14 protein-coding genes are annotated in these 13202 nt (G+C 69.9%); 11 read left to right on the plus strand and 3 right to left on the minus strand.

What is annotated here, in order from left to right:
* The first annotated feature begins 66 nt into the window (after window positions 1-66).
* From ACG83_RS45405 to ACG83_RS15100, 3 genes are all read left to right on the plus strand, one after another.
* Window positions 67-225 carry a hypothetical protein gene (locus ACG83_RS45405; protein ID WP_161934764.1) on the plus strand — a complete coding sequence of 53 codons (159 nt, stop codon included), beginning with the start codon at window positions 67-69 and terminating at the stop codon, window positions 223-225.
* Between the two features lie 366 nt (window positions 226-591).
* The gene (locus ACG83_RS15095) at window positions 592-4233 is read left to right on the plus strand and encodes an NB-ARC domain-containing protein (protein ID WP_083473268.1); all 3642 of its coding nucleotides are present in this window, start codon (window positions 592-594) and stop codon (window positions 4231-4233) included.
* Between the two features lie 377 nt (window positions 4234-4610).
* Window positions 4611-5159, plus strand: a complete 549-nt coding sequence (locus tag ACG83_RS15100; RefSeq protein WP_054566852.1) for an HD domain-containing protein — start codon at window positions 4611-4613, stop codon at window positions 5157-5159.
* Here ACG83_RS15100 and ACG83_RS15105 read toward each other — a convergent pair.
* Both ACG83_RS15105 and ACG83_RS15110 read right to left on the minus strand, forming a co-directional pair.
* On the minus strand, window positions 5147-5617 hold the full coding sequence (locus ACG83_RS15105) for an NUDIX hydrolase (protein WP_054566853.1): 471 nt from the start codon (window positions 5615-5617) through the stop codon (window positions 5147-5149). The two genes, ACG83_RS15100 and ACG83_RS15105, sit on opposite strands and share 13 nt — an antisense overlap.
* Before the next feature lie 6 nt (window positions 5618-5623).
* Window positions 5624-6472 carry a helix-turn-helix domain-containing protein gene (locus ACG83_RS15110; protein ID WP_054566854.1) on the minus strand — a complete coding sequence of 283 codons (849 nt, stop codon included), beginning with the start codon at window positions 6470-6472 and terminating at the stop codon, window positions 5624-5626.
* A gap of 230 nt (window positions 6473-6702) precedes the next feature.
* Here ACG83_RS15110 and ACG83_RS15115 point away from each other — a divergent pair, with 230 nt between their 5' ends.
* Both ACG83_RS15115 and ACG83_RS15120 read left to right on the plus strand, forming a co-directional pair.
* A complete protein-coding gene (locus tag ACG83_RS15115; protein ID WP_054566855.1) occupies window positions 6703-6978 on the plus strand; it encodes a hypothetical protein in 276 nt (91 codons plus the stop codon).
* Entirely contained in the window at window positions 6969-7454 is a 486-nt protein-coding gene (locus ACG83_RS15120) for a hypothetical protein (protein WP_054566856.1), read from the plus strand. Before ACG83_RS15115 ends, ACG83_RS15120 begins: the two co-directional genes overlap by 10 nt.
* A gap of 85 nt (window positions 7455-7539) precedes the next feature.
* Here the strand turns inward: ACG83_RS15120 and ACG83_RS15125 are convergent, their stop codons facing one another.
* Complete coding sequence (locus ACG83_RS15125) at window positions 7540-7968, minus strand: helix-turn-helix transcriptional regulator (RefSeq protein ID WP_054566857.1); 429 nt, start codon at window positions 7966-7968, stop codon at window positions 7540-7542.
* 184 nt (window positions 7969-8152) lie between these two features.
* Between ACG83_RS15125 and ACG83_RS15130 the strand changes: the two genes are divergently transcribed.
* The 6 genes from ACG83_RS15130 to ACG83_RS15160 all read left to right on the plus strand — a co-directional run bounded on the left by ACG83_RS15130 (window position 8153) and on the right by ACG83_RS15160 (window position 13120).
* Window positions 8153-8557 carry a hypothetical protein gene (locus tag ACG83_RS15130; protein ID WP_054566858.1) on the plus strand — a complete coding sequence of 135 codons (405 nt, stop codon included), beginning with the start codon at window positions 8153-8155 and terminating at the stop codon, window positions 8555-8557.
* Window positions 8554-8853: a hypothetical protein gene (locus ACG83_RS15135; RefSeq protein WP_054566859.1), complete on the plus strand. Its 300-nt coding sequence runs from the start codon at window positions 8554-8556 to the stop codon at window positions 8851-8853. Before ACG83_RS15130 ends, ACG83_RS15135 begins: the two co-directional genes overlap by 4 nt.
* An 81-nt stretch (window positions 8854-8934) precedes the next feature.
* Entirely contained in the window at window positions 8935-10506 is a 1572-nt protein-coding gene (locus ACG83_RS15140; protein ID WP_054566860.1) for an FtsK/SpoIIIE domain-containing protein, read from the plus strand.
* A 223-nt stretch (window positions 10507-10729) separates the two neighbouring features.
* Window positions 10730-12463, plus strand: a complete 1734-nt coding sequence (locus tag ACG83_RS15150; RefSeq protein ID WP_054566862.1) for a replication initiator — start codon at window positions 10730-10732, stop codon at window positions 12461-12463.
* A 30-nt stretch (window positions 12464-12493) separates the two neighbouring features.
* Entirely contained in the window at window positions 12494-12682 is a 189-nt protein-coding gene (locus ACG83_RS15155) for a helix-turn-helix domain-containing protein (protein WP_054567243.1), read from the plus strand.
* Window positions 12683-12820: 138 nt separating this feature from the next.
* Window positions 12821-13120, plus strand: a complete 300-nt coding sequence (locus ACG83_RS15160) for a hypothetical protein (protein ID WP_054566863.1) — start codon at window positions 12821-12823, stop codon at window positions 13118-13120.
* Window positions 13121-13202: the final 82 nt, after the last annotated feature.

Below are 13202 nucleotides of genomic sequence, written 5' to 3' on the forward strand. Positions count from 1 at the left end.
GAGGTTGTCGACAATACGGTCGGAATCAGGGTGCGTGGAGGCCCGTTCGACGGTCAATTTCGGATCATGGAATTGGACGAGGGTGGAATTCCGCCGCTACGGACTCGTGGGCGGCGCGCCGAACCCATTTGGCATGTCTACGTGCTCGAAGTCGAGCCGCGGGAGCGTTCGTCCTGGATCTACAGCTACCGCGGTACGGAGGAGGCCGACCCGGTGACGCCGTAAGTGGTGTACGACCAGCGGATTAAGAGATTTTTGGTGGTTCGTCGACCGGTGTCCGTGGACGTCTGCCGGCGCGGGTCGTGGGCTTGGGCCTCGTTCGTCCGGTGCCGTGACTGTCCGCTGGTGTTCGTGGGTTTGGCTGCCGCTCTGGCTGCCGTCTGCCGCGGCGAGTACCTCGACTCAGGGGTGCTGTTCAGGTCGAACCACGGCCTCCTCGGGTGCGGTCGTGGTTCGTGGTGGTCGATGAGCAGGCGTTTCGGGTTTGTGGCTGTGCGGTGGGTTGTCGGGTTCGTGCCCGTGTGTCGTCTCGGTCGGGGTGGGCGGGTTGAATGGTGCTCTGCGTGATCCGACGGCGGCTGTGGGGTGTAGATGGCTGGGGTGCGGGGGGTCCGGAACTCGGTGGGGGTTGTCCTTGCCGGGTTCGTGGCGGTGTTGGCGTTCGTGGGTGCGGTGTTGGGGAACCTGGTGTCGGCCCAGGAGAAGTGGCCTGCGCCGCTGGGCTGGGTGCAGGGCCATCTGTTCCTGTCGGCGGGGCTGGTCACGCTGCTGGCTGCGGTGGTCGCCTCGCTGGTGGTGGTTTTTCCGCCGCAGGTATCGCCCGCGAGGTCGCGGCCGTCGTTGGTGAGGCCGGTTCCGGGGTGGGTGGTGCGCCGGCCGGAGGAAGCGGAGCGGGTGGTGGCGGCGGTGTGTCGTCGTGCTGGTCGGACGGTGGGGATCACGACTGGTCTGGCGGGGGCGGGGGGGTTCGGGAAGACGACCTTGGCCCAGGTGGTCTGTGCCGATCGGCGGGTGCGGCGCCGGTTCAAGGGGCGGGTCTACTGGGTGACGGTCGGCCGTGATGTGCGGGGGCGGGAGGCGGTGGCGGCGAAGGTCTGCGAGACAGCCAAGCTGATCACGGGTGATGAGAAGCAGTTCACTGATCCCCTCGCGGCGGGTCAGTATCTGGGCCGGCTACTGAAAGACGAACCGCGGATGTTGCTGGTGCTCGACGATGTGTGGGAGGCCGAGCAGCTGGAACCGTTTCTGATCGGCGGCTCCGGGTGTGTGCGTCTGGTGACTACTCGGCGGCCGGGGTTGCTGTCGGGGGCGGTGGAGTCGGTGCGGGTCGATCGGATGTCGCGGGATCAGGCTGAGAGGGTGCTGACCTGGGAGTTGGACCGTCCGTTGGACCGGCGGGTGCTGGAGGGGTTGCTGGCGGCGACGGGGTCTTGGCCGTTGTTGTTGCGGCTGGTGAATCGGTTGCTGGTTGCTGCGGCGGACACGGGCCAGCCGGTGTTGGAAGCGGGGCGGGACATCCTGGAGCGGCTGGCAGCGATCGGCCCGCGAGCGGCTGATGATCTCCATGGTGTGCCTGCGGATCTGGATCTGAATGATCCGGAGCAGCGTAAGAAGGCGGCGTCCGCGACGATCCGGGCGAGTATCGATCGGCTGGCGGGAGAAGGCGCGGTTCGGCTGGACGAGTTGGGGATCTTCGCCGAGGATGAGGGCGTTCCAGTCGCTCTTGTGCTTGACCTGTGGCAGGCCACCGCCGGTATGGATTCCGCGTACGGCCGTCAGCTGTGCAAGAAGATGGGCGACTTGTCACTGTTGGTATTGAACAGTGAGCAGGAGACGGTGTCGCTGCATGATGTTGTTCGGGATTTCCTGCGGGATCGACTGGGCTCGGACCGGCTGGCGGCGGTCAATGCACGTTTTCTGGATGTGGTTGCGGGTCGGTTGGCGGCGGCTACGCCGATGGCGGAGAGAGTACCTGTCCCGGCGATGGCGTGGTGGGATCTTGACCGGGATTGCTCCTTTCCGCCTGGGGAGGAGCCGCCGTATCTGTGGGATCATCTGGTGGAGCATCTCCTTGCCGCGGGCCGCGAGGACGAGGCGGATGCGGTCGCCGGTGACGTGCGGTGGGTCGCGGCCCGGCTGCGCCGGTTCGGGCCGGTGGCGCCGTTCGCTGACCTGTCCCGGGTGCCCACGGAGCGGGCCAGGTCGCTAGCCGGTGGGCTTGCCCGCGCCACACACCTGCTGACACCCACCGACCCGCCGGACTCCGTGGTGGACGTTCTGCACAGCCGCCTGCACCATGAGCCGGCTTGGGCCGGGCAGGTCACGGAGGCTCAGGCCGCGTTGTCCACCAGGACCCGGCTGGTGAACCGCTGGCCGCTCCCGGACGTTCCTGACCCCGCTATCCGACGTGTCCTGACCGGCCACACTGGCTCGGTGCGGGCGGTGGCGATCGCCCCGGACGGCAGTTGGCTCGCCAGCGCCGGCGGCGACGGGACGGTGCGGATCTGGGATACGGCTACGGGCGCGGAACGCACCCGCCTGACCGCCCGCGCCGGCGAGATGCGGGCGGTGGCGATCGCCCCGGACGGCAGTTGGCTCGCCAGCGCCGGCGGCGACGGGACGGTGCGGATCTGGGATACGGCTACGGGCGCGGAACGCACCCGCCTGACCGCCCGCGCCGGCGGGATGCGGGCGGTGGCGATCGCCCCGGACGGCAGTTGGCTCGCCAGCGCCGGCGGCGACGGGACGGTGCGGATCTGGGATACGGCTACGGGCGCGGAACGCACCCGCCTGACCGCCCGCGCCGGCCACACCGGCTCGTGGCGGGCGGTGGCGATCGCCCCGGACGGCACTTGGCTCGCCAGCACCAGCGACTACGACTACGACAGGACGGTGCGGATCTGGGATACGGCTACGGGCGCGGAACGCACCCGCCTGACTGGCCACGCCGGCCACACCAGCCCGGTGTGGGCGGTGGCGATCGCCCCGGACGGCAGTTGGCTCGCCAGCGCCGGCGACGACGGGAGGGTGCGGATCTGGAATACGACCACGGCTACGGAACGCACCCGCCTGACCGGCCACACAGACTCGGTGCAGGCGGTGGCGATCGCCCCGGACGGCAGTTGGCTCGCCAGCGCCGGCGGCGACGGGACGGTGCGGATCTGGGATATGGCTACGGGCACGGTACGCACCCGCCTGACCGGCCACACCGGCTCGGTGCAGGCGGTGGCGATCGCCCCGGACGGCAGTTGGCTCGCCAGCGCCGGCGACGACGGGACGGTGCGGATCTGGGATACGGCTACTGAACGCACCCGCCTGACCGGCCACACCGACTCGGTGCGGGCGGTGGCGATCGCCCCGGACGGCAGTTGGCTCGCCAGCGCCAGCACCAGCACCAGCACCAGCGACTACGACGGGACGGTGCGGATCTGGGATACGACCACGGGCGCGGAACGCACCCGCCTGACCGGCCACACCGACTCGGTGCGGGCGGTGGCGATCGCCCCGGACGGCAGTTGGCTCGCCAGCGCCGGCGGCGACGGGACGGTGCGGATCTGGGATATGGCTACGGGCGCGGAACGCACCCGCCTGACCGCCCGCACCGCCCGCACCGGCGAGATGCGGGCGGTGGCGATCGCCCCGGACGGCAGTTGGCTCGCCAGCGCCGGCGGCGACGGGACGGTGCGGATCTGGGATATGGCTACGGGCGCGGAACGCACCCGCCTGACTGGCCACGCCGGCCACGCCGGCTCGGTGTGGGCGGTGGCGATCGCCCCGGACGGCAGTTGGCTCGCCAGCGCCGGCGGCGACGGGAGGGTGCGGATCTGGGATATGGCTACGGGCGCGGTACGCACCCGCCTGACTGGCCACGCCGGCTCGGTGTGGGCGGTGGCGATCGCCCCGGACGGCAGTTGGCTCGCCAGCGCCGGCGGCGACGGGACGGTGCGGATCTGGGATATGGCTACGGGCACGGTACGCACCCGCCTGACCGGCCACACCGGCTCGGTGCAGGCGGTGGCGATCGCCCCGGACGGCAGTTGGCTCGCCAGCGCCGGCGGCGACGGGACGGTGCGGATCTGGGATACGACCACCATCAACACGAGTTGTAAAGCAACAATGCGGGTCGCGAGCCCTCTCTCAAGCTGTTCACTGGGCGCTAACGGCAGCATGGTTGCGCTGGCAGGTAACGCAGGGCTCTACCTTTTCGATCTGACCGGCGCAGTAGTGCGGTGACCACAGAAAGTCTCGCCGCTGGTAGCCGCAGGAAGGCTGCCCAGGGAGCGAAGCGCCCTGGCATTGGTGATCGAGCTGTCGGCTGGCGTGCCCCCTGCTCGTTCTTCGGCTGCCCACCGGCGTGCGCGACGAACACCCACACCACCGTGTTCCGTGCCCCGGCTGGTTCACCCCACCCTGACAACCGCCGGCCTTCACCAAAGATCCCGAACGGTCAACGCGGTGCGGGACGCGACGGGCCCGGCGAGCACGGCCGCCAGGCCGCGCGCAGCCGGTCGCGCGGTGCAACCCGCACCGCGGCTTGATCCTAACTGGGGCAATTCGGCAGTCTCGGGCTCTCGCTGACGGCCTGGTGGTGCTCGCCGTACCGTGATCGGGTGGAGGTAGCGGTTGCTGAGCGGTTGGCGAGCGAGCTTCTGACCCCGTTGGGGGATCGATGGCGGCATGTGCAGGCTGTGGCTGCGGCTGCCCGTGAGGTGTCCGCGGCCGTCGATCCGGCGGAGCGTGATCTGCTCGTCGCGGCAGCCTGGCTGCATGACATCGGGTACGCCCCGCCGATAGGTCACCTACGGTTCCACCCCGTGGACGGTGCCCGGTTCCTCGAATCCCAGGATGCTCCGAAGCGGCTGTGCGCCCTGGTCGCGCATCACTCGTGCGCCCGGTACGAAGCCGAGGAACGGGGGCTGACGACGGAGCTCTCCGCGTGGGAGCTGGAGGTGTCGCCGGTGATGGACGCGCTGTGCGCCGCGGACATGACGACGGGTCCGCAGGGCCAACGCTTCACCTTCGACGAACGGATCGCCGAGATCCTGTCCCGCTACGGCGACGGATCGATCGTCCACCGGTCGATCACCCGGGCGCGGCCGGAGTTGCAAGCCACCGTGGAGCGCACGACGGCGCGGCTCGTGGTGGTTCAGCCGAGGTAGGGCGTGGTCCGGTTCTCCAGGTAGTGATCGATGCGGAGGCGCATCGACGGGTGGATGTTCAGCCCGTCGAGGTCCTCGGGAGCGACGAACTTGACCTCTTTCGTCTCGCTGGAGGTCCGTAGCTGGCCGCCGAGATTGCGCGTGGTGAAGCAGAGTGAGAACTGCTGGCGGACCTCGCCGTCGTCGTAGGCCAGGACGTGCCGGGGGTTCGTGTAGACCCCGATGAGTCCGGTGACCTCGATGTCGATTCCGGTCTCTTCTTTGGTCTCGCGGACGGCGGCGTCGGTGATGGACTCGCCGAGGTCCATGCCGCCGCCGGGCAGGGCCCACAGGTTGTTGTCGGTCTTGTGGACCAGGAGAATCCGCCCGGCCTCGTCGATGACGACGGCGGTGACGGACGGGACGACGCTGTTGGCCTTGGGGGCGTTCGGGTCGTTGAAGTAGTCGATCCGTGCCAAGAGGGTTCACGCTCCTTCGGTGGTGGCCCAGATGCGTTCGAAGCTGGCGGCGTAGTGGTCGAACAGTCCGCCGGGCTGGGCGCGTAGGTGCATGACGGGGGAGTGCGCGGCGGGGGCGCCGTAGACGTGGGTGTTCACCAGCATGTCGCCGTCGAAACGGTAGATGGAGTTGTAGAGCGTCGTGGCGTGTAGCCGCAGCTCGATTCCCGGGGCATCGCGCAACGATGCCAGGTAGGTGAGGGTGATCCGGGTCCGGGCGGCGAGACCGTCGCCGATGCCTTCCTCGTCCCCTCGCAGGGCGACGGCGGGGGAGTCGGGGTCTCCCAGGGCGTAGCGGATGGGCACGCCTTCGGCGCCTTTGCGGCGGAGAACGGTGGTGAAGTCGGCGTGCCCGTCGGGGAGAAACAGCCCGGCGATCACCAGGACGTCGACCTGGTGGCGCGCGCCGGCGAACAACGTCCGCCACAGATCACCGGGGACGGCGGCGCGGCTGGGGTAGACGCGCACGATGTCGCTCGGCACATCCGCGGCCGGCGTCCCGGGCTCGCTGCGGGGCTCGGGTACGGTGCCCGGTTTTTCGGCAAGGCCGATGCGTCCGCGGGGGAGGTCGATGCCGTCGGCGATCCGCTCGAAGATCTCCAGAGTCGTGACCTGGCGGCGGCTGTTCATGATGTCGCTGACGTGGGACTGCGGGAGTCCGCAGACGGCGGCTATCTGGGTCTGGGTCGCGCCGGTCCACTGGCGGTAGATCTTGAAGACGGCGCCGATGTCGCGGCGGGCGAGTGCGTCGGCCATCTCGGGCCGGTCCCAGAGTCCCGGCGGGGTCTGGGGTAACGGGCGGCGGACGGACACCATGGCTGCCTCCGGACGGTAGGTACAGGACCGTCGGTACTTGATCGGGCGCGCAGAGCATATCCGGTCTCCGTATAGATCGGAAGCTTCGGTGTATACGCCTGGCGGCCTTACGTCACCGGGTGTCCGGTTGGACGGTGGGCGGGCGCCGGTTCCGCTGCATGACGAACACCCGTTGCAGGTCGGCTCCGGCGCTTCGTCGCACACCACCGACCATGGGAGGACGGATCGTGATGTTCGACAAGAGGAGCGGGAGCGGGGGTGAGCCGGGTCCGGTGCTGTTCGGTGTCGTCCGCTTCGAAGCCGGCGGGGATCGCCGGGTGCAGGACACGGTCATCACCTTCAACGAACCAACCGCGGCGGACCTGTTCGCCATCGAACACGGCTGGCACGACTACCAGGTGACCCCGCTCCGGTTCTTCGTCCACGACCTGCGGCCACAGGCGGTCGACCTGGCGAGATTCGACGACCTGGCGACCCGCTTCGCGGACCGTCGGCGGTGGCCGTGACCTGGGCGGACAGGTCGGGCCCGTTCCTGCCTCCGGTGCCGGCGGACGTCGGCGATCCGGACGCTGCGGGCGAGGTACTGCCGGCGGCCGTGATGATGCCGTGGGGCCTGGACGAGTGGGCGGTCGTCGTCCAGCCAGGCTCCAACCCGGGGGACCTCGTGCGGGCGGCGGCCCGGATGCCGGGCGGGTTGCAGTTCTCCGAATCGTTCGGCGATGTCGACGTGGTGCTCGTCTACCGGGCACCGGCTGGTGACCGTGCGGCGCTCGGGAACGAGAATCCGGGTCCGTCGCGGCGGGAGTGTGGGGGAGCGGCGGTGCGGATGGCGCTCACCCTGGGCCCGACCCGGCCCGACTCGCGGTGGATGACTCGCGGGGAGCGGGCTGCCTTCCGGGCCGGGCAGACGGAGGCGTTCGAAGCCGTCCGCCGGACCGTGCTCGACGTGATCGGAATGCCGGCGGTCAGGACGTCCGGCTGATCGTTGCTGTTCCGGACCTGGATGGGCCGGCTCGGGCGGGAACCACTCCGCCGGGGTCGGCCCGTTGTCGTTGCCGCGGGCGCGGTCAGGACTGAGGCGGCCCGGCGGGTGCGATGCGTTCCGAGAGGTCGGCGAGACGCTGTTCGATCCGCAGCAGGACGGCGAGGATCTGCCGGTCGGTGCCCGCTCCCGACCCCCTGCGGCTCGCGCGGCGGCCTGACGTCGCCTCCTCGGGCTGTTCGCCGCGAACGAGAACGTGGACCAGGTGGTCGTCCGGCCAGTCCAGGGCTCGGGCTACGGCGGTGAGCGTGGCGTCCTGGACCCGGCGGCCGTGGGCTCCGCGTTGGAGCTGGCGAAGCGTCGCGACGGACACGCCCGACGCGGTGGCGAGCGCTTGCTGACCCATCCGCTTCTGGCTCATCCTCTCGTTGAGGGCGTCGGCGACTGCCTGCCAGTCCTCACCCTCGACTTTGCCTCGTGCCGTGTACGGCGGAACCCCCCGCGTGTTTGTCACCTGACAAAGATATCGTTGTCGTGGGTGTGTATTCGAGACGGTGACCGGATAATCTCCATCCGCAGTCCGTATACATAGATACGAAAGCGCTTGGCGATCGGTTCGTGAGCGGTTCAGAGTAGGTGTTGCCCGACAGCAGCCGGAGTGCCGGCGGCGGGGCTGACCCTACGGAGGTAGACAAACCATGGCGGTACCGCGGCGCATTCCGGTGCGTTTCGAGGACGTGTTCCCCGCGGGGGCGTTCGTCCTCGGGGTGGAGGCGGCGAACGACTACGAGAAGGTGAAGGCGAACGCTCCCGACCCGCAGGAACGCGACCCGAACACCGGCGAACGGGTCTGGGCGGTGCGCGTGCTGGACCCCGACCCGGCGGCCCGGCAGGCGGAGCTGAAGGTGAAGGTTGCCGCCGCGGTACAGCCGGTCCTGCCGGAAGCGATGCCGGGCACGCCGTTCCGGCCGGTGCTGTTCGACGGACTGACGATCACGCCGTGGGTCGACACCAACGGGAAGTTCCCCAAGCAGGGATACGCCCTGCGTGCGGTCAGCCTGCGGGCCATCGGTCCGATGCGTCGGACGGGGGCGGCGGCGTGAGCGGCGAGCCAAAGCAGTCGTACACGACGCTCGGGCTGCTCGTCGGCGCGGACTGGTCCGTGCTCTGCCACACCTACCCTCACCGGCCACCGATCCTCGTCGTCGACACGGGAAACGTGAGCATGAGCATCGCGGCTCGGGGGGACGCTCCGGACGCCCGGCACGTCGACTTCGCGTACAAGCTGCTCGCGGCGGTCAACGACTACCTGATCGCCTACGAGAGGTTCCAGTTCGAATCTCAGGACGTCGCGGATGCCGCAGCGGCTGACGACGTAACCGCGCCGCACGCCGCATAGTTTTCCTGTTCGTCAATTCCTTTCCTTTTCGCCAATTCCCTCGATCTGTATTTCGTGCGCTCGAAAACAGGTGGTATTTCCATGTCCAGAATCAACGGTGACCAGCGTTTCCCGCGGGTTCCATCGCGGGCCGACAAGATGCGCGTGCCGGTGTGGATGCTGCTGCTGGCGGTGGCCGGCAAGGTGCTGTGGCTGGCACTGCGGGGCTGCTGGCGCCATCGCGTCGGCGTGACATCCGTGGTCGGCCTGTTCCTGATCGTGCATCGGGTCGGGCTCGTCGGCCTAGCCGCGCTCGTCGCGGTGCTGGTCCTGGTGGCGGTCGCGTGGTGGCAGGTGCATCCGCGGTCATGCGGGCCGGTGCTCTGGTGGCTGTGGGGGCGGGCGCGGCTGACGTTCGTCTACCGGTGGCGGTGGAAGCCGGCGATGGTGCACACCGACCTGGCGATCCGCATGCCGACGTCGACCGGTGATCAGGTGAACTTCGACGAGTACTTCCCGCGGATCCGCAAGATCCGTTCGTCGCGGTCGGTGGACGTGCTGCGGGTGGAGCTGCTGCCGGGGCAGACGCCGGAACAGTGGGCGGAGCAGGCTGAGGCGCTACGGCATGTGTTCCGCGCTCGGTGCTGCCAGGTGCAGGCGGAGACATCCCGGTTCGTCCGGGTCTCCTTCCACCACCGCGACACGCTCACCCGCCCGGTCAGGCCGCCCAACCTCGACGACTCCGCTGACGGTGCCGGCTCTGACCCTGCCGGCATCGATCCCCGTGGTGTCGTCCGCGGTGGGGTGGGTGCGGCTCGTCTCGTGGCCGGGCTGTCCGCGGTGCCCGTCGGGCTGTGTGAGGACGGCCGGTGCTGGACGTTGCCGGTTCGGGGGACTCACGTGCTCGTCGCCGGTGCGACCGGTGCAGGTAAGGGCTCGGTGCTGTGGTCGGTGATCCGCGGCCTGGGCCCGGCGGTGCGGGCGGGGCTGGTGGAGCTGTGGGTGTGCGACCCGAAGGGCGGGATGGAACTCGCCTTCGGGCGGGAGATGTTCACCCGGTTCGCCACCACGTCCGACACGATCGCTGATCTCCTCGACGACGCGGTGACCGTGATGCAGTCCCGGACGGCCCGGCTCGCGGGAAACACCCGGCTGCACGCACCGACGGTCGTCGAACCGCTGATCGTCGTGGTCGTCGATGAGATCGCCTCCCTGACGGCGTACGTCACCGACCGGGACGTCAAGAAGCGGATCGGGGCGGCGTTGCCGCTGCTGCTCTCCCAGGGACGTGCGCCCGGGGTCGTGGTCCTGGCAGCCGTGCAGGACCCGCGTAAGGAGGTGCTGCCGTTCCGGGACCTGTTCCCGGTCCGGGTGGCGCTGCGGATGACCGAACCGGAACAGGCCGATCTCGTGCTCGGCTCCGGCGCTCGGGACCGTGGGGCGCGGGCGGACGAGATCCCGCTGTCGTTGCCCGGGGTCGGCTACGTCCTGCACGACGGTGATCCCGATCCGGTCCGTGTCCGCGCCGCTCACGTCGACGACGGCGAGATCGCCCGGACGGTCCACAGCTACCGGCCGGTTGCGGGCGGCTGGGTGCCAGACGTGCCCGATCATCTCGTCCTTCTGGGCGACGAGCAGTGGCCGGACGGCGAGCACCTCGACCCGGCGGCATGAGAACCGCCGACCCGGCCGGCTCTCCGGATCCGATTGCACCGATTCCGGCGCTGCCGGTGTGCGTGGCCTGCGGACACCTGTGGATCACCCACCGGCGGCGCCGATGCCGGGCACGCGACGGCGGCCGGCTCGGTCGCTGCAGCTGCACCCGCTTCACCGAACCGTCGTCCGCTCCGGCCGGCGGAAACCACCCGGACCCCGACGTCACGGAGGGCCCGCCCGCGTGAGCACTCCCGCACTCGGCACCGAACCGGCAGGCTCGGCCGAATCCACCGGCCGTGACGATCGTGACGATCGTCCTGGCTCACGGGCTGCCCGGATGCGGATGCCGCTCGCCCGTGCGGTCGTCGAAGCCGTCGCCGTGGAGAACGGCGTGTGTGTCCGGCCGATGGCGATGCGGCGCACGAACCTCGACACCGGCGAAACAGAGATCATCCCCGTGCCCTGCGGCGCCACCCTGGCGAGCAAGTGCCCGCCGTGTGCGGAGAAGGCGCGGCGGCTGCGGATGGCGCAGTGCAAGGCAGGCTGGCATCTCGACGACGAACCGCTTCCCGACCCGGACCAGCCGACGGACGAAGCGAAGATTCTTGCCGGGTTCCGCGCGGATCTCGAAGTCGTCCGGCGGGATGCTGAGCGTGACAGTGACCCGGCCGGTGTCGCGGAGATCGACACGCTTATCGGCCAGGTGGACGAGGAACTCAACGCCCTGGGTGTGCGGGGCAAGGCTGCTCCGGACAACCGGGACCGGGCTCGCCGCGCCCGCTCGACCCGCCGGCGGCAGGACGCCCCCGACCTGCCCCGGCTCCCGGTGGAGAAGCGGACAGTCGGCCGGACGTACGAAGCGGCGGACGGCACGACCTGGCGGCCGTCGATGTTCCTGACGCTCACCTGCGACACCTACGGCCGGGTGAACTCCGACGGGACGCCGGTGGATCCGGGCTCGTACGACTACCGGCAGGCGGCGCGGGACGCGATCCACTTCCCGAAGCTGATCGATCGCTTCTGGCAGAACCTGCGTAGGGCCGTGGGCTGGGATGTGCAGTACTTCGCCGCGCTCGAACCGCAACGGCGACTCGCCCCACATCTGCACGCGGCCATCCGCGGCACCGTCCCGCGGCTGCTTCTTCGCCAGGTTGCGGCGGCGACGTACCACCAGGTGTGGTGGCCTGCGGTCGACCGGCTCGTCTACGGCGACGGCGATCTTCCTGTCTGGGACGGCGATGCCGGGGCCTACCTCGACCCGGACTCGGCTCGTCCACTGCCCACCTGGGATGAAGCGGTCGACGCCATCGGGGAGGAGGACGAACCGTCGCACGTCGTCCGCTTCGGCCCGCAGCTGCGCGCGGACGGCGTCACGGCGAACTCGGCGAACACCGGCCGGATGATCGGCTACCTGACCAAGTACCTCACGAAGAGCCTCGACGCCTGCCACGCGGCCACGTCCGACGCGCAACGGCGCCACGTCGACAGGCTGGCGGCGGCGCTGCGTTACGAACCGTGCTCGCCTACCTGCGCGAACTGGCTGCGCTTCGGTGTGCAGCCGAAGAACCCGAAACCGGGTCTCGCTCCGGGACGGTGCAGGGGGAAGGCACATCGGCGGGAGACGCTCGGGTTCGGCGGCCGGCGGGTCCTGGTGAGCCGGAAGTGGTCAGGCAAGACGCTGACCGACCACAGGCAGGATCGGGTCGCCTGGGTCCGGGAGCAGCTCGAAGCACTCGGCCAGACCGACACCGGTCCGGCCGGTTCGGCGGCTTCGGGCAACGGCCCGGACCCGGCTCGGACGGCGTGGGCGCTGCTCCGGCCCGGTGATCCGGCCGCACCGCGCCGCGAACACCTGCTGCTGCAGGCCGTCGCGCAACGCCACGCCTGGCGCGCACAGCTCGACGCGGCCCGGCGCGCCATGGCCGGTGAACTTCCGGCAACCGGACCACCCGCGGCTACGGCTCGCGCTGCCTGATCTTTCCGCCCTGAACTCGTGGAGAGCACCGTGACCAGCAAGCTTCTGCTGACGGTCGACGAAGCCGGCGAACTGCTCGGCGTCGGCCGGAGCACCGTGTACGACCTGATCCGTGGCCACCGGCTCGAATCCGTCCGTATCGGCCGCTCTCGCCGCGTTCCCCGCGCCGCGGTTCTCGCCTACGTCGACTGGCTGCGCGGCGACGGAGAAGCGGCGTGATGGCCCATCCGACCGGCAGGTCGGCGCGCGGGCCTCCGGGTGGTCCGGAGTTTCGGCAAGGCGGTCCCGGTGGGTGCTCGAACACCCGACCGGGACCTGAGACCCCACTCCTGGTTGCGACAGGAAGCGAAGCCTCTAATGGACATCTTCTCGTCTGGCAGTTTCGGCGCGTGGCGCACCCCCGGCGGAGACTCTCCGCTCGTCACGTCCCACACCACCCACGCCGGTGACCACGAGCTGACCATCCGGCCCGGCGCGGATGTCGGGGACCTGGTGGCGATCCTCGCGACCCTGCCCGCGGACGCCTTTTTCACCGAACACTTCGGCGACGTGGACGCGGTTCTCGTCTTTCGCCAGGTGCCTGGACTTCCGGCAACGGTCCCCGTGAACGGGAAGCCCTCAGCGGACCCGGCGGCGGCAGGCATCACCCGTCCGTAACGGAAGTCCTGCCTGCTCTACCCCCATTTTTCTTCCGTTCTCTGGTGGCGTTTAAAGCTGTCGGGGTGTCGGACGTGTCCAG

Origin of the sequence: Frankia sp. R43 (genome assembly GCF_001306465.1) — a bacterium.
GTDB classification, from domain to species: Bacteria; Actinomycetota; Actinomycetes; order Frankiales; family Frankiaceae; genus Parafrankia; species Parafrankia irregularis.

Excerpts from the sequence above, each read along its gene's own strand:
- ACG83_RS15160 (WP_054566863.1), top strand. The coding sequence starts at position 12,821 with ATGGACATCTTCTCGTCTGGCAGTTTCGGCGCGTGGCGCACCCCCGGC.
- ACG83_RS15110 (WP_054566854.1), bottom strand. The coding sequence starts at position 6,472 with ATGGTGTCCGTCCGCCGCCCGTTACCCCAGACCCCGCCGGGACTCTGG.
- ACG83_RS15130 (WP_054566858.1), top strand. The coding sequence starts at position 8,153 with ATGGCGGTACCGCGGCGCATTCCGGTGCGTTTCGAGGACGTGTTCCCC.
- ACG83_RS15140 (WP_054566860.1), top strand. The coding sequence starts at position 8,935 with ATGTCCAGAATCAACGGTGACCAGCGTTTCCCGCGGGTTCCATCGCGG.
- ACG83_RS15095 (WP_083473268.1), top strand. The coding sequence starts at position 592 with ATGGCTGGGGTGCGGGGGGTCCGGAACTCGGTGGGGGTTGTCCTTGCC.
- ACG83_RS45405 (WP_161934764.1), top strand. The coding sequence starts at position 67 with ATGGAATTGGACGAGGGTGGAATTCCGCCGCTACGGACTCGTGGGCGG.
- ACG83_RS15115 (WP_054566855.1), top strand. The coding sequence starts at position 6,703 with ATGTTCGACAAGAGGAGCGGGAGCGGGGGTGAGCCGGGTCCGGTGCTG.